Raw genomic sequence first — 19,275 nt, 5'->3', positions numbered from 1 at the left:
TGATATTCCTCTTTAGATCAATAATAAGATTATGAGCAACATTCAATAAAAAAGAAACCTCTAACTACATGATTTTAATAAGGTCTATTGACAAAATGATTCAATCAGGCATTTAAGCGGGTGTAAATTCCCAGTACACTTCTTCAAGAAAGCTCTGCGAGAAAAATATTCTCCACACTTTTATAACTATTTGTAAAAAAAGCCTTTATTCTATTTCTGATTTACACGTGTTGTCAGTGCTGATATCAAAATCAGCAATAAAAGAAACCAACCGGTGAACGCGATTAGTTGTAGGATTAATGCGGATGTAACGAAAATTGCTCAGTTCACACAAGGTAGTCGCCTATTTTTAAATTTTGATTAGGGTTTGACCCTAGCCTTTTCAAGGATTCTTCCGCAAACCCAGCTATGGTTAATCAGCGATTCTATGATTGATGCATTCCAAACACGATTAGTCAGATTCCAAAAATTACCTGTAATATACTTAGGCATTGTGGCCTAATATTCTACCGATTGAGCTGCGAAGCAGGCTAAAGGCTTACAACTCTTCATTGCCCATTAGTTACTGTTACCCCTTTAATTTAACTTGATTAAGTTATACTTAAACTATAGCGAACTTCACATGCGTAATATCAACATGGACCTGAATCAAATTCGTGCATTTATTGCCGCCGCGGATTTTGGCTCCTTTACCCTAGCAGCTGATTTCCTTTACATCACGCAATCAGCGATCAGTAAACGCATTGCTTCTCTCGAAGCGGAAATTAAAACACCGCTTTTCATTAGAGACCATAATCGCTTAATGCTTACCGAAGCAGGGAAAATTTTCCTACCTCATGCAATAGAGGTGTTACAAACAGTGCAAACAGGAATCTCCTCTGTTAATCTTTTTCTAGAACGACAAAAAAAACCTTTTAAAGTTGGTTTAGATTTTTTAATTGGCAGTTTCATGCTTCCCGATTTATTGGCTTCTTTTAACAATGATCACCCTAATATGGATTTTTCTGTCAATTATTTATCGCCTTTAATGAGTCTAAGAGCGCTGCGCAATCGTGAAATTGAGCTGTGTCTCAATTGCATCAGTAACAAAGTGATTCATGAATTTGAGTTAATCCCTCTTTTTACTCTGCCTTTTGTTATCAAAGTCTCTCGCAGGCATCCTCTCATGAGAAAGAAAAAAATAAGCTTGGAAGAGATTTTGCAATACCCAGGCATAGTCATGCCCAAATATGCTCCGCCTCGCCAAGTACTGGATAGTTTCCTTTATCGTAAAAATTTATTTTTAACTATTCAACATGAAGCCGAACCCATTTTTGCCTTATTGAAGCTCGCCAAGTTGGGTCTTGGATGGAGCTTTATTCCAAAAAACATTATCGATAAAGACTTAATAACCATTTATGAGCACAACGATTTGTCCATCAATTATTTCATTATTTATCGTAAAGGACACAAACTCAGTCATGATGCTCAGCGTTTCATTTCCACTTTAAAAGAAACGCAGTTCTTTGAGTATGATAATGAGTAGAATTATTAACACGCTAGCATTTTTAAGTCTCTTAAGTATAAGATAACTAAAAAATGCTGAGATAATTATGCATACTCTTTACCCTGCTATTAAACCCTACCAATGCCACGAGTTACCTGTTAGTAAACCACATGTGCTTTATATCGAGGAGATAGGTAACCCTCAAGGCATACCGATTATTGGTTTACACGGTGGACCAGGAGCAGGGGGAGATACCCATTTACGACGCTTTTTTGATCCCCAAATCTATCGCATTGTGCTTTTTGATCAACGAGGCTGTGGGCGCTCAACTCCTCATATTGAACAACACAACAACAACACCCAAAGTTTGCTAGACGACATCGACACCATTCGTGATTACTTGAAAATTAATCGCTTTGTGTTATTTGGTGGCGGCTGGGGCGCTTTACTTGCACTGCTTTATGCGCAATTTTATCCTCAACAGGTATCCGCCTTATTGTTGCAGCAAATCTTCTTAGGCAGGAAAAAAGACATCGACTGGCTTTATAAAGCCGGGACCAATCTTATCTATCCTGATTGCTGGCAAGAATTTAAAAATTTCGTACCCAGTGAAGAACAGCATGATTTACTTCGCTTTTATGCCAAATGCTTACAGGGAGATAATGAGTTAGTACGGATGTCTGCGGCAAAAAACTGGGCCTTGTGGCAAGCACACTGCAACAGTTTACAATCACATCTCTCTGTCATTGATCAATTTAGTGATCCTCATTTTGCTCTTGCGCTTGCTTGCTTACAATCTCATTACCTTAACCATCATTATTTTATTGAAGAAAATCAAGTGTTATCACAAGTTCACAAAATTAGGCATATTCCTACGTATTTAATACATGGCCGCTACGATATGATATGCCCGCTTGAAGGCGCATGGGCATTACATCAAGCCCTACCTGCCTCCAGTTTAAGGATTGTCCGAGATGCCGGTCACTCTGATCGAGAGGTAGGCATTATTGATGCCCTCATCGATGCAAGCATAGAGATTTCACGCCAGGGTTTAGATGCATGTTAACTGTTGTTCAGCGAGTCAGTGAAGCTAAAGTGGTTGTCAACAATCAAGTCGTAGGGGAAATAGGCCGTGGCTTGATGATTCTTTGTGGTTTTGAAAAGCACGATACCGAAATTACCCTTGTTCGCATGTTAGAAAAATGTCTTAATTATCGCATTTTTGATGACTCCCAGGGGAAAATGAATTTAAGTTTGAAAGAAGTCAACGGGGGTCTTTTACTTGTTCCCCAATTCACCTTAATGGCTGATACCAATAAAGGGTTACGGCCCAGTTTTTCTAATGCTGCGCCACCTGAATTAGGTCAACCCTTATTTCATCAATTATTGCATCTGGCTCGAGAAAAATATCCCTCCGTTGCGCAGGGTCAGTTCGGTGCAGACATGAAAGTCCATTTATGTAATGATGGCCCAGTCACTTTTTTGCTTAAGTTTTAATAGGTAAGCTTTCATGCTTAGTTCCCAAGAATAAGAAAGTGGTGTAACATCAATTTTCGCATCCTAAAAAATAGAAGAATCATGCGTTTGATTGCCACTCTGATAAGTTCTTTAATGCTTTGTGCCTGTATTCATAAAGGCAACAATCCGGTTGATCCTTATGAGTCAATGAACCGCAAGATCTATAATTTTAACATGGCTTTTGACGCCACCGTATTAAAACCCCCTGCTAAGCTTTATAAAGCGGCAATCCCTGCGCCGGTACGTAAAAGCATTAACAATGCCTACAATAACGTATACATGTTGCCGACAGTAGCCAGTGATCTTTTTCAGGGGGAGTGGAAACTAGCAATAAAAGACAGTTGGCGTTTTTTGATTAACTCCACTTTTGGCATTGCTGGCTTTTTTGATGTTGCCGATAAAAGTTTTAGCCTTCCCCCCCACTACAATGATTTCGGCTTAACCTTTGCTAAATGGGGCCATAAAAAATCCGCTTACCTGATGCTGCCCTTTTTAGGCCCAAGTACTGTTCGCGATGCATTAGGCTTACCTCTCGATTACGCATTTACCCCTTACCCTTATATACCGAGTGGGGTCGCAATCTATTCCATTGCAATACTAAGATACATTGATCTACGCTCACAATTGCTTGAGACCGACGCGATTATGAACCAAGCACTGGATAAATATGCTTTCATGCGAGATGCCTATCTACAGCATCGCAATTTCTTAATCACGGGTGAACAAGCAGATACGGATGCCTCGCTGTATGTGGACGAAGTAGATGTGAGCGATTATGTCGATGAAGAATCTTCCTCCACGAAAAAACCGGTTAATTCACGTAGTAGTAAAAATGCTCCACATCGCTCTGCATCAACCTGAAATCCCTCCTAACACGGGTAATATAATTCGTTTGTGCGCTAATAGTGGCGCACAATTGCATCTCATCCACCCGCTCGGGTTTACTCTCGATGACAAGCGAATGCGCCGCGCAGGGCTTGATTATCATGAATGGATTAACATTATTCACTACCCGAATGAGCAGGATTTTAAAGAAAAAAACCAACAAAGAAGGATTTTTGCCTGTTCAACGAAAGGGCAAAAAAAGTATCATGAAGTCCGTTACCACGATGAAGACATGCTGCTCTTTGGCGCCGAAACTCGAGGGCTACCTCCTGAGTTAAGGGAACTTTATACAGTGATTCGTATTCCGATGAGTCCTAATAATCGCAGTCTCAATCTATCCAATTCGGTTGCCATTATCCTTTTTGAGGCATGGAGGCAGCTTGATTTCATCGGCAGTGTGTAGTTCTTTTTACCACTGATTTTAATCACATTATTACTAGTCAATTGCCCAATTAATCCCGATTTAATCAAATGATAGAGTAAATTTATGCACAATATTTTAGATTTAATTGGCTCAATACACTATTCTTATAATGAGTTACAGAAATGGAGAGAGAAAATAATTATGGCAGAATACAATTATAGGGGATTCCGTATTTCCTATAAAATTAATGTATCCAAAGATAATTTATATAAAGCAGATGGAAAAGTGATTAAACAAGGAAAAGGTGGTTCAAGAGTCGCACAAAAATTTCATACAGAACACTACACAGAGAGTGGCGCTAAAAAAGAAATTAAAAAATTAATTAAAAATTATGTGGATTTTGAATGGCAAGAATTCCATTCAATGCATTAAATGCGTTTGAAATTCGTTTAGTAATTAGGTCATTCCTACCACCTTACACGACGTTCCCACGGCTTTGTCCATGGTTCCAAGAATCCCTCACTGTGGATGGAGCCCCGGACAAGCCGAGAGATGTACTTACTCCCGTTTTAGGCCTAAGAAAAACGAAATGTGCGTTATGAATCGCTCCTCTTCACAACTTGTTTGCGAGGCCCCGAAAGTTATACGCTCATCGTCGGAATAAACGCGCTAAAATAAAGCCAATTCCTGCGGCCATAAGCAAGGATGACAAGGGACTCTCATGGACTTTATGTGCAATTTTATCCGTGTGTCCTTTTACGTTTTCATGGAGCTCATCAAATCGATGCTTACCTTCATCATAAATTTGCTCACCCAATTTTTTGGCCTCATGATACACATGATCCGCTTGCTCGGCGATTTCAGCTCGGTGTGATTCATGTCGATTAGGAGAAAGCTTTGGTTTATCGTGTCTGGTGTTCATTTTGATATCCTTAAAAATGAAAATAGATTAATCCCATTACTCCTTATGCTGCAAAGCACAAAGTAAGTTTAGTTGCCCACCAACATATTGTCCATTTTTAAGCCTTCTTCCTCACTCAATAGAATTTGATTTCCAAGAGTCGAAATAGAAAACACCGGCAGTTATAGTTGCGCAGTAAGTTCCGCACTAGGAGCTTCAAGATTGCTGTGCCCTTGTAAAAGAGCAGGATAAGACTCTAAAAATGCGATACCCTTCTCAATTTCTTTAACTGGGCTATCCGCTATGTTACGGCTATCCACATAAATACTATAAGCTGCCAACGCTAACACTAAAGCCGATAGAATTGCCAAACCTAATCCTAGAAGAGCAATACCCAATGGACCCGTGCCAACGGCAGCCCCAAAAAGAACAACGCCGAAAGCAGAGGAGGCAACTACTATCGAGTTAGTAAAAATAAACAAACCTGACCATACTTTTCGGCCCGTCTCATGACTTAGCTCAGCCTTTATCTTAGCAAGCGAGTTCTTTACTGGATTTGCATGCGGCAAGGGATTAAATTGCGGATTACAAACTGCATCCACAATAGCCGCATGGAGTCTATTGTGGAGAAGATTAACAGAGTTCCTAGAGCTTAAAATGCCTTGCAATTGATGAATACTGTTTGCTATCTTTTCAGCATGTTCTGCTAATTGCAACAAAGCATTATATTTGTGATTTTCTGCTTCCAACATTGCGTCGCTTAATAATTTTTTCTGGATTAATTTTTCATAATCTGTTGAGGAGAACCGTGGAAGATGTATTCTTGTAAAAAAGAACATGCTAAGTCACCAAATTAAGTAAAAAAAGCTCATTTTAGTCAAAATTTTTATACCAAGCAACTGTATTTAAACGTTTTCGCAATAATCGAGTCCCCCTAAATCTGGTATTTTCAAGGGTATAAGGTATAGTACCGTTTTCCATCAACTAGGAATCAGCAATGAAGCGATACTCTTTTGCGGAAATTAATGCCAAAACGACGGCGCGTATTAATGAACTTGGGGGGAAACCAATTAATCTTTATCGCATTTTGGCTAATCAACCGGATATGCTGGATGCCTGGTTAGAATTTGCCTATAGTTTACGCCTTTCTGCAAAAACCCCACGCTACCTCCGAGAGTTGATGATTCTTAGAACCGCACAACTGCAAAATTCAGCTTATGAATGGCATCAGCATCGAAAAATGGCACACACGGTTGGTGTTGAAGAATACCAGATTGCCGAATTACCCATGTGGGAATCTTCTGATGCCTTTAATGCAAAAGAAAAGGCAGTACTAGGATTAACAGAAGCAATCGTGAATGGTCAGGTCAGTGAGACGACTCATTCCGCGGCTGCACAGCATTTTACTGCGGCAGAAATGATCGAATTAGTCATGACAGCAAGTTTCTACGCAATGGTTCCTCGCGTGCTGAATGCGTTGGATGTACCAATAGAGGAAGAGTAGTTAGGTTCGGAGACTCCAACCTGGTTATAGTGACTCTAATCCAATCTTAACGATTGCACTACTGTCCAAAATGCTTCCCATGGATCGTTTTTTAATGAGCTTAACCGCTTTAAAACGGTACGGAGGGTAAAAAACGTGTCTTCAAAATGCTCACTCAGCTCATCCCAATAAAGAGGGGTTGCAACCGGCGCATGAATTCGAGCACGAGTGGAGTAGGGAGCAATTGCTGTTGCATCATGTTGATTGCGTAAATAATCAATAAAAATTTTTCCTTTTCGCTTCGCTTTTGTCATTTTACTAATGTATTTTTCTGGATCTTTTCTTTCTAAGAACTCAACAAAAACACGCGTGAAATTTTTTACCTCCTCCCAGTCATATTCCGGTTTGATGGGTATAACGATATGAAGCCCTTTTCCGCCTGTCGTTTTAACGAACGAAGTTAATTGATACTGCCCTAACTGATCTTTGACCTCAAAAGCAGCCTCAACCACTGTTTTCCATTCCACATCCGGTGCGGGATCTAAATCGAAAATCAAAATATCAGGACACTCTAGATGTTTGATGGTGCTCCCCCAAGGATGAATCTCTAAAACCCCCATTTGTACTAAATTAAGCAATCCGTCTTTATTATCGAGGTAGATATACTGCTCTGTTTCGCCTCGCTTATTTCTAACGGGGACTGCATGCAATTTCGTCAATCCTTTATTGAGATGTTTTTGATAAAAACAGGATTCATAGGTATCAGGGCAACGGACTAAAGTTAAAGGGCGATTGCTAATGTAGGGTAAAATATAATCGCTGACTTCTTCGTAATAATCATAAAGATCTTGTTTACTAATCTTATCTTCCCTATAGAGAATTTTTCCAGCATTGGAAAGTTTCAATGGATTACCCTTTGTAGCAGGAGGATCAGTTTCTATTGATTCCACTGAAATTTCTTTTTCTTTAATCACTTCTTGCGCTTTTTTATCGGTACGAAGTCCTTTGAAACTAGGGTGTCTTAATCTTCCATCGCCAGTCCATTCAGAAAACTCAACCTCAACCACTATTTTGGGTTTCACCCACGTTGCCGTTTTTGCCTCAGGTGGCAACGCCTTGAAAGGGTTCTTTTTCACTATAAGGGGTTCTAATTCTTTGTACATGGCTTCTAGGGATTTATGCGTAAACCCTGTCCCCACATTACCCACAAATACGAATTCTCCTTTTTCATTAAAAAAGCCTAAATAAAGTGAACCAAAATACTCTCGAGAATGCTTAGGTTGAGAAAATCCTCCCACCACAAACTCCTGGCGTTTTGAACATTTAATTTTAAGCCAAGATTTACTGCGTTTACCGATGTAACGACTATCCGCGCGCTTAGATACAATGCCTTCCAATGCAAAGTCACAGGAATGCTTAAGCATGGACTCTCCTTCACCCTCCACGTGATCACTGTATTGAATGGAAGAAGGCGCATCCTCTAAGAGTGAAATTAAAATACTTTTTCGCTCGACAAGTGATAAAGCACGCAAATCATAGTTTTCAAGATATAAAAGATCAAAAATACAATAAAAAAGTGGAGGCTGCTTTTCTGATTTTATTGCGTTTTGTAATAATTGAAAATTGGAGCGACTATTTTCATCTAAAGCCACAATTTCTCCATCAAAAATTCCCTTTTCTACCGGTAATTTTTGCAAATCAGGAATGAGCTGCTGGAATTCGGTTGTCCAATCCTTTTGATTGCGAGAAATAAATTGCACTTGGTTTCCATTTTTAAAAACAATCATGCGATACCCATCAAACTTAATCTCATGAATCCACTCATCCCCTGGGGGTGGTTTATCCACTAACGTAGCTAATTGGACAGAAACCGATTTCGGAAAAGCACTCGTGTGTAGCTTTGTTTTTATTTCCGAAGTTATAAAATCAATCTTAGGATTAGCTTCCTTTTTACTCCAGACACCTTGATAGTTATGGCTAATCTCATCGATGGATTGATCACTCACTACGCTTCGGGGTTTTTCTACCGTAATATCATACTCTGAGAAAGGTTTGGCAAATTTATCGTTATATTTAATTAAAAACCATTGCTTTTCTTTAAAGCGAATAAGATCCCAACGGCCTTGTATTTTTTGGGCTTTTAATTCAAATCGAAGATGGCCCTGCTCATAGGCTTTTTCCGGATCATCATCCAGCGGAATCCAATGCCCTTGATCCCAAAGCATGACTGTTCCCCCGCCATATTCTCCTTTGGGAATAATTCCTTCAAATGTCCCATATTCGATAGGATGATCTTCGACATGTATCGCTAATCGTTTTACCTGAGGGTCAAGACAAGGACCCTTGGGAACTGCCCAACTTTTAAGAACACCATCAAGCTCTAAACGAAAATCATAATGAAGATGGCTTGCGGCATGTTTTTGAATCACAAAAAGAAAGGTTTTGGTTTTATGCACATGCCCTTTAGGCTCAGGGGTTTTCTTAAAATCCCTTTTTTTGCGATAGTGACCTAGGCTCATAAGGTATCCCTACCTAAGCATTTCTTCTTGTACTAGTATAGTTTACGACGTCACTAAATCAGCAAGACAACGTAAATAATCCCCCGAAATATCCAAGTTTGTCTCCGCGGCAATTTCGCGAATACACGTTGGGCTAGTCACATTGATTTCTGTTAGATAATTTCCGATGACATCGATCCCAACAAAATAAAGTCCCATTGATTGAAAAGTAGGAGCAATTTGCTGGCAAATCCATCTGTCTCTGTCGGTGAGCGGCACCACCTCACCGCGCGCTCCTGCAGCTAGATTACCTCGCAACTCGCCCTTGGCTGGAATACGCGCTAAAGCATAAGGCACTGGTTCTCCATTAATTAATAAAATACGCTTGTCACCGGAAGTGGTAATCTCCGGAATGTAATGTTGCGCCATAATACTCACTGTTTGACTTCGAGTGAGTACTTCCAAAATAACGGATAAATTTTCTGCTTTTTTATCCACGTGAAAAACGGAATTTCCTCCCATGCCCTCGAGCGGTTTAAAAATCACATCGTGATGCTCATGCCAAAAAGCACGCAAACGGCTAATGTCTCGACTGACTAAGGTGGGCGGGCAACATTGAGGAAAATTGAGTGTAAAAAATTTTTCATTGGCATCACGCAGGCTGCTGGGTTTATTGGCAACCAGAACTCCGTCGCGTTCGGCAAGTTGCAAGGCATAAGTCGCGTAAATATATTCCATATCAAAAGGGGGATCTTTGCGCATTAGAATAATATCGAATTCACTGAGTGGCTGTTCCCCGAGTATCTTAACTTCTGCCCAATTGCTCGATTTTTCATCTCCAATTCGAATTGAGGAGACTTGAGCATAAGCATGTCCCTCTCGGCAATACATTTTTTCTTGGGTAAAATAAACACACTCCCACTCAAGTGCTTGCGCACTTTTAATCATGGCCACGGTAGAATCTTTATACGCTTTTACCTTATGAACCGGATCCATTAATACAGCAAGCCTCATCATTCCCCTCCAATCGCAGCAATTTCTTTTGCTGCGGCAAGCGCCGCCAACCGAGCGATGACTCCGTAGGCATAAAAACGATTTGGGCATTCAATGGCGGCTAAGTCATTTCGTGGCATATTGCAGGCTTGCGCGAAAGCAAGGGGTTCAAAATGCATGCCTGGCGCATTGAGATTTTCATCAGCTCCACGACCTTGATGCACGCGATAAAAACCCCCAACAACAAATTGCCCTATCATATACACAACTGGTTCGGCCACAGCCCCATCAGGCATCGTTTCGTAGGTATACACACCTTCTTGAATCATCACCCTCTCCACTTTTCGCCCTCCTTTACTGGCAGCCATCCGCGTTCGCTGTTTTCGATTGAGTTGTCGTAGTTCTTCTCCTTCATGCACCATCATTACACTCATACCATAAGTGCCATTGTCCGCTTTCACTACCACGAACGGTTTATCTGAGATCCCATAAGTGGCGTATTTATCTCTTATCCTCTCTAACAATTGGTCCACTTGAAAGGCTAAATAATCAACCCCTTCCTGCGCCATAAAATCAACGCCATCCACTGCATTAAAATGGGGATTAATTAACCAAGAATCCATGTCGACTAACTTGGCAAATTCGCAAGCGACCTCGTCAAAAAATTGGAAATGACTTGATTTAAGCCTTAAAGCCCAGCCCAAGTTGGGAGCAGGCCTTATAGGCTGCTGTAAATTTTGTAAAATGGCGGGGATACCTGATGACAAATCATTGTTTAGCAAGATCATACACGGCTCAAAATCGTGCAATCCAACTTTATCGTTATTACGTTGGAGAGGCTCCATGAGGAGAGTCTGCCCCTCATCAGTAATCACCTCTGTCGCGGTCTGCACTTCAGGGTTTAAGCTTCCGATACGAACAACGAATCCTGCTTTCATAAAAATATCACGTAAAACTGCTAAACTGCGTAAATAATATTTATTGCGCGTATGACTTTCTGGAATAAGTAATATATTTTTGCATTTTGGCAAGTAATCGACCATTACGGATTGGGCTGCTTGTATACATAGTGGCAAAAAATCGTGATTAAGATTATTAAACCCGGCTGGAAATAAATTCGTATCAACTGGTGCAAGTTTAAATCCTGCATGGCGCAAATCCACTGAGGAGGTAATCGGTGGTGGTGTTTCTTGCCATTTTTGCCGAAACCAAGACTCAATAGTAACCACCTGATTTAAAAGTATTTTCTCAACATGATGCAATGGACCGCAATGAGCTGTGGTTAAATGAGGTACAGGAATATTTTCATGATGCATGTTCTCTCCCCAAAAAAGCATATCAAACGATGTTAACTCAGGTTCAAGATTGAATAAATTAAAACTTGTTGTAAATTCACTGTTGGGATGAATGGTCTTCTTTGAAAGCTTGCCAGCATGCATGCTTTACTCTTTTTCTGTTATTATGGCGACAATTAGAACTATCTTAGGGAGCATAGGACATGCTAACCGATTTTATTCAGCAATATGACAACCAAATACAGACTTTTCATTATTTACTCATTCTAATTAACGCGATCTTGCATGTCCTTTTCGCAGGCGCAGTCGCACGCGACGCAGGGAATCTTTATCAAATAGGTCAGCGCCCAGCCTTGGTTTCAGCAGCCACTTGGGCTTTCGCCACGTTAATTGGAGGGGTAGTAACAGCAGCTATTTACTGGTTTATCCATCATTCGACCCTCACACGACCAACAGTTAGAGAGAATCACTATGAACGATCTTAAAATAAATACGATTGATGTACACGAATTAAAAAAGCGACTAGATGCCAATCCTAATCTCTGTTTAATTGACGTACGAGAATTACATGAATGGCAAACCCTACGGATTCCCGGTGCCCTGCATATCCCTAAAGATGAATTACCGTTCTCCATTGAAGCAAAAATTCCCGATTGCGATACACCCATTTATTTGCATTGCAAGGGTGGTGTCCGCTCGCTTTATGCCGCAAACTGTTTGCTAACTAAAGGATATAAAGAAGTTTATTCGGTGGATGGCGGGATAGCTGAATGGGCTGCGTCTGGATATCCCATTGAAAAATAGCCCGGGACGAGAATCCAGATGAATACAGACGTACTGCCAATCACTGTGGAACCGAAATATATTTCAATAAAATAGGTAGGTTGGACCTTGGTACAACAAAAAGGGGTTAACGAGAGTCCGATGATGGTGAAATCAAGGCCTCCTACCTTACTTTTCTAGTTTTAATTTAAAGTAATTTTCGCTTGTTCTTCCTCGGTCAGAGTTGGATTTCCAACAGGAGGATTGCTTCCTTCATTAACCACCTTAGAGGAATCCACCGGGAGGGTAGTTTTTGCAGCCTGGGGATCTGCCTTTTTGGAAGTTAGAAAACCAAATACACCCGTAAGAGCACTACCCAAATACGAGGGTTGCGCATCACTCGGCGGAGCGCTAGCTTTCATTCGTTCTATCTGAGCCTGATGTTCTTTGCGTAAGATTTCTTCCTCTTCGGCTTGCTTTCTCCTCTTATCCATTTCTTTTTGCTTTACGTTTTGCTGAATTGTTTTATTAGCGGCCTCATGAATCACATTGTTGCACAGCTGCAAATAATAAGGAACATCCACACCCTCAATAGAAGAAAAAGGGTCATCCAGCTTAAATTTGCCGGTCGATGTCCCATTATCATAAACATAAGACTCAATAAATTGTTTCGCAATGCTCATAAAAACCTCCATATCATGAGAATCCATGTCATTGCCTTTTATTCTATCGATATTCGTTAGTGATCGACGAAAAAAATCACTTCCGTGGCCTAATTTGCCACCTAGACACGTGTAACTGGTCCCCTCAACATGCTTAGGATCTAAAATGCTTTCACCATATGCCTCGGTGATCTCAGCCCCAATCAGCGTAATCATGCTTGTCAGAATATATCGTTTTTCTAACTCATCTCGCGCAGGCTCTTCTTTGGTTAACAGTTCATCAACCTTTTTGATTAACAACACTTGATGTTTGCGCGGCTCAGGCAGGAATTCATCCGCAAGCACTTTTCCATGTTCCAATCGTAAAAGATCGGCATTATAAAAAAATCCTATTATTTGCTGACTACCTTCTTTCGGCATACTGCCATTGAGTATTTCGGTGTACGGTCTTACACGAAAAGTTGTTTTAAGCTCGACTCTACCTCTCATTTGCTGCTCTCCTTAGACTTCATGAAATAGGCTGGTAAATCACTTCACCGTCCTCAGTGTAAACTAATTAAATTCGTTCGTCATGATCTTTCTTTATACGAATTATTCAATTTACACGCTTATGATTGGATTTAAAAAAGGTTATCTGCTCAATACGGAAGCAGCAAGAGAAAAACAGCTTGGTCTTATTTAAGCATGATGACATTTTTATCCCGATTACTTTACCCTTCATCAAAACTCATTTAGGATGGCACCATTATCGCTTGCTGTGAGAGGATTATGAAAAAAGGGTTCCTTCTGATTCTATTGACTTTTTCTAGCGTACTATTGGCTACCCCTAAACCACCTAAACTGGTCGTGCAGCTTGTCATTGACCAATTACGCGGCGACTTAATCGAAAAATACCGTCATGAATTTGGAGCAACTGGCTTTAATTACTTACTTACGCACGGGCTTGACTACCATAATGCGCATCATCCTCATGCGAATACTGTAACCTGTGCTGGCCATGCCACTATTGCAACAGGTGCATACCCAGCGCTACATGGTATAGTCGATAATGAGTGGTATGATAGAAAAACGGGGCAGCCTCTTTATTGCGTAGCGGATGATAAAAGCACTATTTTGCCTACCCCCCGCTCACAAAAACCTTTAGAAGGGCGTTCTCCACGTCACCTAATGGCTTCTACCTTAAGTGACGAACTCGTCTTAGCGCAAATGGGCCGAGCATTTGCTGTTTCTTTAAAAGACCGCTCTGCAATTACTTTAGCGGGTCATGCAGGCAAAGCATTCTGGTTTGATAAAGAAAATGGAGGTTTCGTCACGAGTCAACATTATTATTCCGCTTACCCACAATGGGTCACTGAATGGAACAAGCAGTACGCCCCCAAAGAGGAGACTTGGAACTTAAGCCATCAAATAGACCACTATTATTTTGCTAAAGCCCCCCGATTTGCCAATCGATTTCCCGGTTTCGGACAAGATTTTCCGCATCATTTAGGGGCTCCTAGCTCAGCGGAATATTACAAATTTTTATCCATGAGTCCTCTTGCCGACGAGCTAACCGCTGATTTTGCTGCCAGGCTTTTGATTAACGAGAATTTAGGTCAATCTCCCGGTAAAACCGATTATTTGGCGATTAGTTTTTCTGCTGTTGATGCGATTGGACATCAATTCGGGCCTAATAGCCTCGAATCAGAAGATAATTTACTCCGTCTGGATAAAACTCTGGCTAAACTACTTGCAACGCTTGATCGACAAGTTGGGCTGGACAACACACTCATCGTGCTCACCGCCGATCATGGGGTCAGCGATTCACCGGTTTATCTTGCTGCCCATCATATTAATGAAAATCATTCCTTAAAAATTCCCCAGTTACAAAAAATAATTGAAAACACTTTAGCGAAGCGATACCAATTACCCGCAAATAGTTTACAGGCGATCTCATTACCCTACGTTTATCTTAACCATCAAATTATTAATGAACACCAATTAACAATCAATGAAGTGAATACCTATCTTGCAGAGGTTCTGCGCCAACATCAAGGTATCTTTCAAGTGTATACATTGCCTTTAGGGAATACCGAACGGGATTGGCTAAGCGCGAAAGTTGATAAAATGGCTTTTCCAAAAAGAGTAGGTGATCTTTATTTGGTCCCTCCACCCTACCAGGCATTAGGCGATAAAAACGAACAACGCGCTTCTCATGGTACCCCTTGGCAATATGACAGCTATGTTCCGTTATTGTTTGTCAATCCTGCATTTAAAGCAAAACGCATTAATCATGCAGTGAGCACGACCGATATCGCACCGACTTTAGCAGCCTTATTAGCAGTTAAATTACCTTCAGCAGCCGTGGGAAATCCCCTTCCAGAAGTTTTGCGTGCGTTTTTACCTAATTCAAACATGAAACAAAGAAGCTAAGCCTAAAAAAAAGGTTGGACCGTGGACTAGCATATCATGATTCCTGGCTTGAAATTACTCTGGGTTCTAGCTACTTTAATAAATAAAAGCTCTAAAATGACAAGAGTATTTAATGGAAAATAAAGCAAAAACATTTATTCTCTTAGCGGCCCTAACCGCTTTACTCCTAGTCGTAGGTCATTTGTTAGGAGGGCATACGGGTTTAATCATAGCCCTCGCTTTGGCAGTCATCATGAACTTTAGTGCTTACTGGTACTCTGATCAAATTGTATTACGAGCCTATCAAGCACAACCTCTCGATGAAACGCACCCCGTCTACAATATCGTCGCTGAATTAGCAAAAAAAGCACAAATACCCATGCCTAAAGTTTATTATGTCGACACCCCTGTGCCTAATGCTTTCGCCACGGGCCGTAATCCTGAACACGCCAGCGTGGCTGTAACCACTGGTATTTTGGGTCGCATGAATGAGCAGGAATTAGCAGGCGTACTCGCGCATGAGTTATCCCATGTGATTCATCGTGACACATTGATTAGTGCTGTCGCCGCGACCATCTCTGGAGCTATTGGTTCATTGGCTAATATTTTCATGTGGAGTTCGATTGCTCGCTCTTCTGAAGAGGAGCGGGTCAATCCTATTGCCGCTATCGCCATGACGATGCTTGCCCCCTTAGCAGCAGGTCTTATTCAAATGGCAGTGTCCCGTTCTTGTGAGTTCGATGCTGATGCAAGCGGCGCTAAATTATGTGGAAATCCTTTGTGGTTAGCCAGTGCTTTAGCAAAACTGGAAGAAGCGAACGGTCAAGGCCAGTTTCAAGCGGCTGATGAGCACCCTAATACAGCACACATGTTTATCGTTAATCCATTAAGTGCAGCAAAATTAACGCAGCTGTTTTCTACTCATCCACCCACTGAAGAACGGATTAGACGCCTTCAAGCAATGGCACGAGAAATTTAGGCAAAAATTAGGCCTTGACCCAACGAGAATATGATGCTTTAAAATTGTGGGCCAAGGCCCAACGTGAGAACAGAAGGAATAGGCGACAAGTTCAACAGGAAAAGGATGTGTATGATGACGTTTCTAAGGCCTTTACTTGGATTTACTCAAGGATTCATTACCTATTTAATCATTACTCAAGCTCATCTTACGGGAGCGGGAACGGTATTCGCTCTTATCGCACTGACCTTTCCTTTATGGGGATTACAAATCAAGCTCCCTTCCCAAAAAATGCTTTTTTTAGGGGTGGGGATTCTTATTTTAATGGGGCTTGTTTACGGTTATGCAGCCTATCATCTTATCCACATGATGCAAGCGTCTAATAGTTTCCTCCCTTATCTTCTAGCCTCTCAGGGTTTAACTAGCGCTTTTATCTTATTCGTATTTTATTGTGTCATTATGGAAGAGGAAGAGGTTCATTTTCCTTATCTCACATTATTTAGTGAGTCTTGGCAACTTATTCTAAAAGTACTCTTAGGACAATTTTTAGTCTATTTGACTTGGGGATTATTTTTTTTAGCCGCAAAACTTTTTGAATTATTGGGCATCTCCTTAATTGCTAACCTCGTATTCAGTAAACCCTTCACTTATATCATGCTTCCCTTTTTCTTTGGTATTGCAATGACCATCCTCACCCATTACGAAGAGCTTCTTACCAAACTAAGGAATATCTTATTGGCTTTTTGCCGCTTTCTGTACCCAATTTTTGTGGTCATTAGCTTAAGCTTTTTGCTCGTCATTCCCTTTGCTCACAAAGCGTTAGGCGATTTTTGGCCTGTCATCGCTGGATTAAGTATTATCAATATCGTGTTGTTTAATGGCATTTTCCAGGCGGGGTTTACGTTATCGCCTTATGCACGCTGGTTTTCAATTTTAATTTATGTCTCATTTATTATTTTTGCGCTATATTCCTTGTATATTTTGCGGTTCCCTCTCACGGACATGCACAATTATGGGTTCAAGCCCGAAATTTTTTTACTGTTCTTACAGCTTCTTTTTCTTTTTGCTTATCATTTCTGTTATAGCCTTGCTGTTTTTCTCAGCACCAAACCTTGGCTATCCATGATAAAAAATGTCAATACAACGATTGCCCTCATTATGGCACTCATTTATTTGATCCTCGCATTACCTCTTATCGATATTGGTAAAATTTCATCCAAAGCACAGCTCTCACGGCTACTAAATAATAAGGCACTTATCAATCCGCAAAATCCATTAAGCACCTCAGGCTATTTGGTTGGAGCTAATTTACGGAATGCTAATTTAGAAGGACGTGATTTGCGTCATATCAATTTTTCAGGGGCCGATTTACGAGGTGCCAATTTGGTCAAAGCAAACTTAGCAAATGCTGACTTCTCCAAAGCCAATTTGTCTGAAGCGAATTTAAACTGCGCTAATTTACAATTCGTCAATTTTAAAGAAGCTAATTTGTTTTTAGCAAGGTTAAGCAGTGCCAATTTATCTTTAGCTCAGTTTGACAAAACGAATCTTACTATGGCTAATTTTGCGGGTGCTAATTTAAAAAATGCTTGGTTTAATCAAGTTATCTTTCAGAAAACTAATTTCACTAATGCTGATTTAAGTAATACTTATGGTTTAAAACAAAACGATTTGGACAAAGCATGTGGCGGAAATGTTGCACTTCCTGATAAACTTTCCATTGAACCTTGCTCATACTGAGCTTCTGATCCAACGACTCGAATTTCTCTTAAAAAATGTTAGCTGCTTAGGTTGATAAACTTGCGTTGAACCACCATTCTAAGGATAATTCGTTTTTTGTGTTAAATGCTAGGTAGCGTATGGAACATTTAGGCCAATTTATTACTAATCACTGGGGACTTTGGCTCGCTTTAGCTATTGTTTTAGTGTTAATTTTCATTAATGAACTCTTCACACAGAGAAAAAAAGCAAAGGAAATCTCTCCTCAAACAGCAGTTAATTTAATTAATCATGAAAATGCTGTGATTGTGGACTTGCGTGATGCTGAGCTTTTTCGCAAAGGGCATATCATTGATGCAGTAAGAGCGACACCGGATGATTTTACCCAGCAGCGTATGGATAAATATAAAACAAAACCCATCATCCTGGTTTGTTCCCGTGGTTTGCAATCGGCGCAATTAGCAACTAAATTACAAACACAAGGTTTTTCAAAACTAATGGTTTTAGCAGGAGGCATTGCTGGATGGCAAACTGCAGAGCTACCGTTAGTAAAAGGGAAATAGACTATGGCAACAGTGATTATGTACAGTACCGCTTATTGTCCTTATTGTCGTTTAGCTCGGGAATTACTCGAAAAAAAGGGAGTAGAATACACTGATATCCGCATTGACGAAGATCCTAGCAAGCGTGAGGAAATGATTCAAAAAAGCGGCAGAAGAACGGTACCGCAAATATTCATAAACAGTCAGCACATTGGTGGCTGTGATGATATGTATGCCCTGGACCACCAAGGGCGATTAGATGAACTTTTACGAAAATAGGAAAAAACATGTCAGAACAAGCAAATAACCAACAAGAAGCCCAATTCATGATTCAGCGTATTTATGTAAAGGATTCTTCTTTTGAAGCCCCAGGCACCCCTGCCATTTTTCAACAAAAATGGGACCCTGAACTCACTCTGGATTTAAACACACAAAATGTTGAGCTTGAAAAAGGCGTGTATGAGGTTGTGTTAACAGTGACTGCGACAGTGAAAAATCAAAACAACATCGCATTCTTAGTTGAAGTTAAGCAAGCAGGCATTTTCTCCATCGATGGAGCTCCAGCCGAACAGCTCGACCATTTGTTAGGGAGTTTCTGCCCCAGTATTCTTTACCCTTATGCAAGAGAAACCATTACATCGCAAGTGATTCACGGTAGCTTCCCCCAATTAGTATTGGCGCCAATTAATTTTGATGCTTTATATATGCAGCAGCTCGAAGAAAAAAAGGCTAAGCAAAATGAGGCTGAAGAGACTACCCACTAAATCATGAACAGGAACCGCTCAAGTTCTCTCTCTCTATGTTTACGCAAACGGCCG

Annotated in this window: 21 protein-coding genes; 15 read left to right on the top strand and 6 right to left on the bottom strand. The window is 40.6% G+C overall.

Translation table 11 applies throughout. From position 1 onward, the window contains the following. The first annotated feature begins 622 nt into the window (after positions 1-622). From B5D33_RS03075 to B5D33_RS03050, 6 genes are all read left to right on the top strand, one after another. Positions 623-1,525 (top strand): LysR family transcriptional regulator, encoded by a 903-nt coding sequence (locus tag B5D33_RS03075; protein WP_058453322.1) that lies wholly within the window; start codon positions 623-625, stop codon positions 1,523-1,525. A 67-nt stretch (positions 1,526-1,592) separates the two neighbouring features. Beyond that, positions 1,593-2,552, top strand: coding sequence for a prolyl aminopeptidase (pip, locus tag B5D33_RS03070; RefSeq protein ID WP_058453321.1), 960 nt, complete (start codon positions 1,593-1,595; stop codon positions 2,550-2,552). Continuing rightward, a complete protein-coding gene (dtd, locus tag B5D33_RS03065; protein WP_058453320.1) occupies positions 2,546-2,983 on the top strand; it encodes a D-aminoacyl-tRNA deacylase in 438 nt (145 codons plus the stop codon). The genes pip and dtd overlap by 7 nt, the downstream gene beginning before the upstream one ends. A gap of 81 nt (positions 2,984-3,064) precedes the next feature. After that, on the top strand, positions 3,065-3,865 hold the full coding sequence (locus B5D33_RS03060; RefSeq protein ID WP_058453319.1) for an MlaA family lipoprotein: 801 nt from the start codon (positions 3,065-3,067) through the stop codon (positions 3,863-3,865). Beyond that, on the top strand, positions 3,837-4,292 hold the full coding sequence (gene trmL / locus B5D33_RS03055) for a tRNA (uridine(34)/cytosine(34)/5-carboxymethylaminomethyluridine(34)-2'-O)-methyltransferase TrmL (protein WP_058453318.1): 456 nt from the start codon (positions 3,837-3,839) through the stop codon (positions 4,290-4,292). Before B5D33_RS03060 ends, trmL begins: the two co-directional genes overlap by 29 nt. An 84-nt stretch (positions 4,293-4,376) precedes the next feature. Continuing rightward, positions 4,377-4,685 carry a hypothetical protein gene (locus B5D33_RS03050; protein WP_058453317.1) on the top strand — a complete coding sequence of 103 codons (309 nt, stop codon included), beginning with the start codon at positions 4,377-4,379 and terminating at the stop codon, positions 4,683-4,685. A gap of 217 nt (positions 4,686-4,902) precedes the next feature. On the opposite strand, the gene B5D33_RS03045 is transcribed toward B5D33_RS03050, so the two are convergent. Together B5D33_RS03045 and B5D33_RS03040 are read right to left on the bottom strand one after the other, a co-directional pair. Continuing rightward, positions 4,903-5,175 carry a hypothetical protein gene (locus B5D33_RS03045; RefSeq protein WP_058453316.1) on the bottom strand — a complete coding sequence of 91 codons (273 nt, stop codon included), beginning with the start codon at positions 5,173-5,175 and terminating at the stop codon, positions 4,903-4,905. Positions 5,176-5,336: 161 nt separating this feature from the next. Continuing rightward, complete coding sequence (locus B5D33_RS03040) at positions 5,337-5,993, bottom strand: hypothetical protein (protein ID WP_058453315.1); 657 nt, start codon at positions 5,991-5,993, stop codon at positions 5,337-5,339. 158 nt (positions 5,994-6,151) lie between these two features. Here B5D33_RS03040 and B5D33_RS03035 point away from each other — a divergent pair, with 158 nt between their 5' ends. Then, on the top strand, positions 6,152-6,658 hold the full coding sequence (locus B5D33_RS03035) for a carboxymuconolactone decarboxylase family protein (protein WP_058453314.1): 507 nt from the start codon (positions 6,152-6,154) through the stop codon (positions 6,656-6,658). A 35-nt stretch (positions 6,659-6,693) separates the two neighbouring features. Here the strand turns inward: B5D33_RS03035 and ligD are convergent, their stop codons facing one another. The 3 genes from ligD to gshA are packed head-to-tail and all read right to left on the bottom strand — an operon-like array spanning position 6,694 to position 11,444. Continuing rightward, entirely contained in the window at positions 6,694-9,156 is a 2,463-nt protein-coding gene (ligD, locus tag B5D33_RS03030) for a DNA ligase D (RefSeq protein ID WP_058453313.1), read from the bottom strand. Between the two features lie 42 nt (positions 9,157-9,198). After that, on the bottom strand, positions 9,199-10,149 hold the full coding sequence (gshB, locus tag B5D33_RS03025; protein ID WP_058453312.1) for a glutathione synthase: 951 nt from the start codon (positions 10,147-10,149) through the stop codon (positions 9,199-9,201). Next, a complete protein-coding gene (gene gshA, locus B5D33_RS03020) occupies positions 10,149-11,444 on the bottom strand; it encodes a glutamate--cysteine ligase (RefSeq protein WP_058453460.1) in 1,296 nt (431 codons plus the stop codon). The genes gshB and gshA overlap by 1 nt, the downstream gene beginning before the upstream one ends. A 182-nt stretch (positions 11,445-11,626) precedes the next feature. Here gshA and B5D33_RS03015 point away from each other — a divergent pair, with 182 nt between their 5' ends. Next, the gene (locus tag B5D33_RS03015; RefSeq protein ID WP_058453311.1) at positions 11,627-11,908 is read left to right on the top strand and encodes a hypothetical protein; all 282 of its coding nucleotides are present in this window, start codon (positions 11,627-11,629) and stop codon (positions 11,906-11,908) included. Further along, positions 11,895-12,227: a rhodanese-like domain-containing protein gene (locus B5D33_RS03010; protein ID WP_058453310.1), complete on the top strand. Its 333-nt coding sequence runs from the start codon at positions 11,895-11,897 to the stop codon at positions 12,225-12,227. The genes B5D33_RS03015 and B5D33_RS03010 overlap by 14 nt, the downstream gene beginning before the upstream one ends. A 161-nt stretch (positions 12,228-12,388) precedes the next feature. Here B5D33_RS03010 and B5D33_RS03005 read toward each other — a convergent pair whose 3' ends face one another. After that, entirely contained in the window at positions 12,389-13,336 is a 948-nt protein-coding gene (locus B5D33_RS03005; RefSeq protein ID WP_058453309.1) for a hypothetical protein, read from the bottom strand. 279 nt (positions 13,337-13,615) lie between these two features. Between B5D33_RS03005 and B5D33_RS03000 the strand changes: the two genes are divergently transcribed. From B5D33_RS03000 to secB, 6 genes are all read left to right on the top strand, one after another. Continuing rightward, positions 13,616-15,259, top strand: coding sequence for an alkaline phosphatase family protein (locus tag B5D33_RS03000; RefSeq protein ID WP_058453308.1), 1,644 nt, complete (start codon positions 13,616-13,618; stop codon positions 15,257-15,259). Positions 15,260-15,371: 112 nt separating this feature from the next. After that, positions 15,372-16,217 (top strand): zinc metalloprotease HtpX, encoded by an 846-nt coding sequence (htpX, locus tag B5D33_RS02995; protein WP_058453307.1) that lies wholly within the window; start codon positions 15,372-15,374, stop codon positions 16,215-16,217. A gap of 111 nt (positions 16,218-16,328) precedes the next feature. After that, positions 16,329-17,936 carry a pentapeptide repeat-containing protein gene (locus tag B5D33_RS02990; RefSeq protein WP_160158644.1) on the top strand — a complete coding sequence of 536 codons (1,608 nt, stop codon included), beginning with the start codon at positions 16,329-16,331 and terminating at the stop codon, positions 17,934-17,936. A gap of 119 nt (positions 17,937-18,055) precedes the next feature. Continuing rightward, complete coding sequence (locus tag B5D33_RS02985; RefSeq protein ID WP_058453305.1) at positions 18,056-18,478, top strand: rhodanese-like domain-containing protein; 423 nt, start codon at positions 18,056-18,058, stop codon at positions 18,476-18,478. 3 nt (positions 18,479-18,481) lie between these two features. Then, positions 18,482-18,736, top strand: a complete 255-nt coding sequence (gene grxC, locus B5D33_RS02980; RefSeq protein ID WP_058453304.1) for a glutaredoxin 3 — start codon at positions 18,482-18,484, stop codon at positions 18,734-18,736. Positions 18,737-18,744: 8 nt separating this feature from the next. Next, complete coding sequence (gene secB, locus B5D33_RS02975; RefSeq protein ID WP_058453303.1) at positions 18,745-19,221, top strand: protein-export chaperone SecB; 477 nt, start codon at positions 18,745-18,747, stop codon at positions 19,219-19,221. The last annotated feature ends 54 nt before the right edge of the window (positions 19,222-19,275 follow it).

Source organism: Legionella maceachernii (assembly GCF_900167045.1).
Taxonomy (GTDB): Bacteria; Pseudomonadota; Gammaproteobacteria; order Legionellales; family Legionellaceae; genus Tatlockia; species Tatlockia maceachernii.
This window is presented reverse-complemented; position numbering and strand designations above follow the sequence as displayed.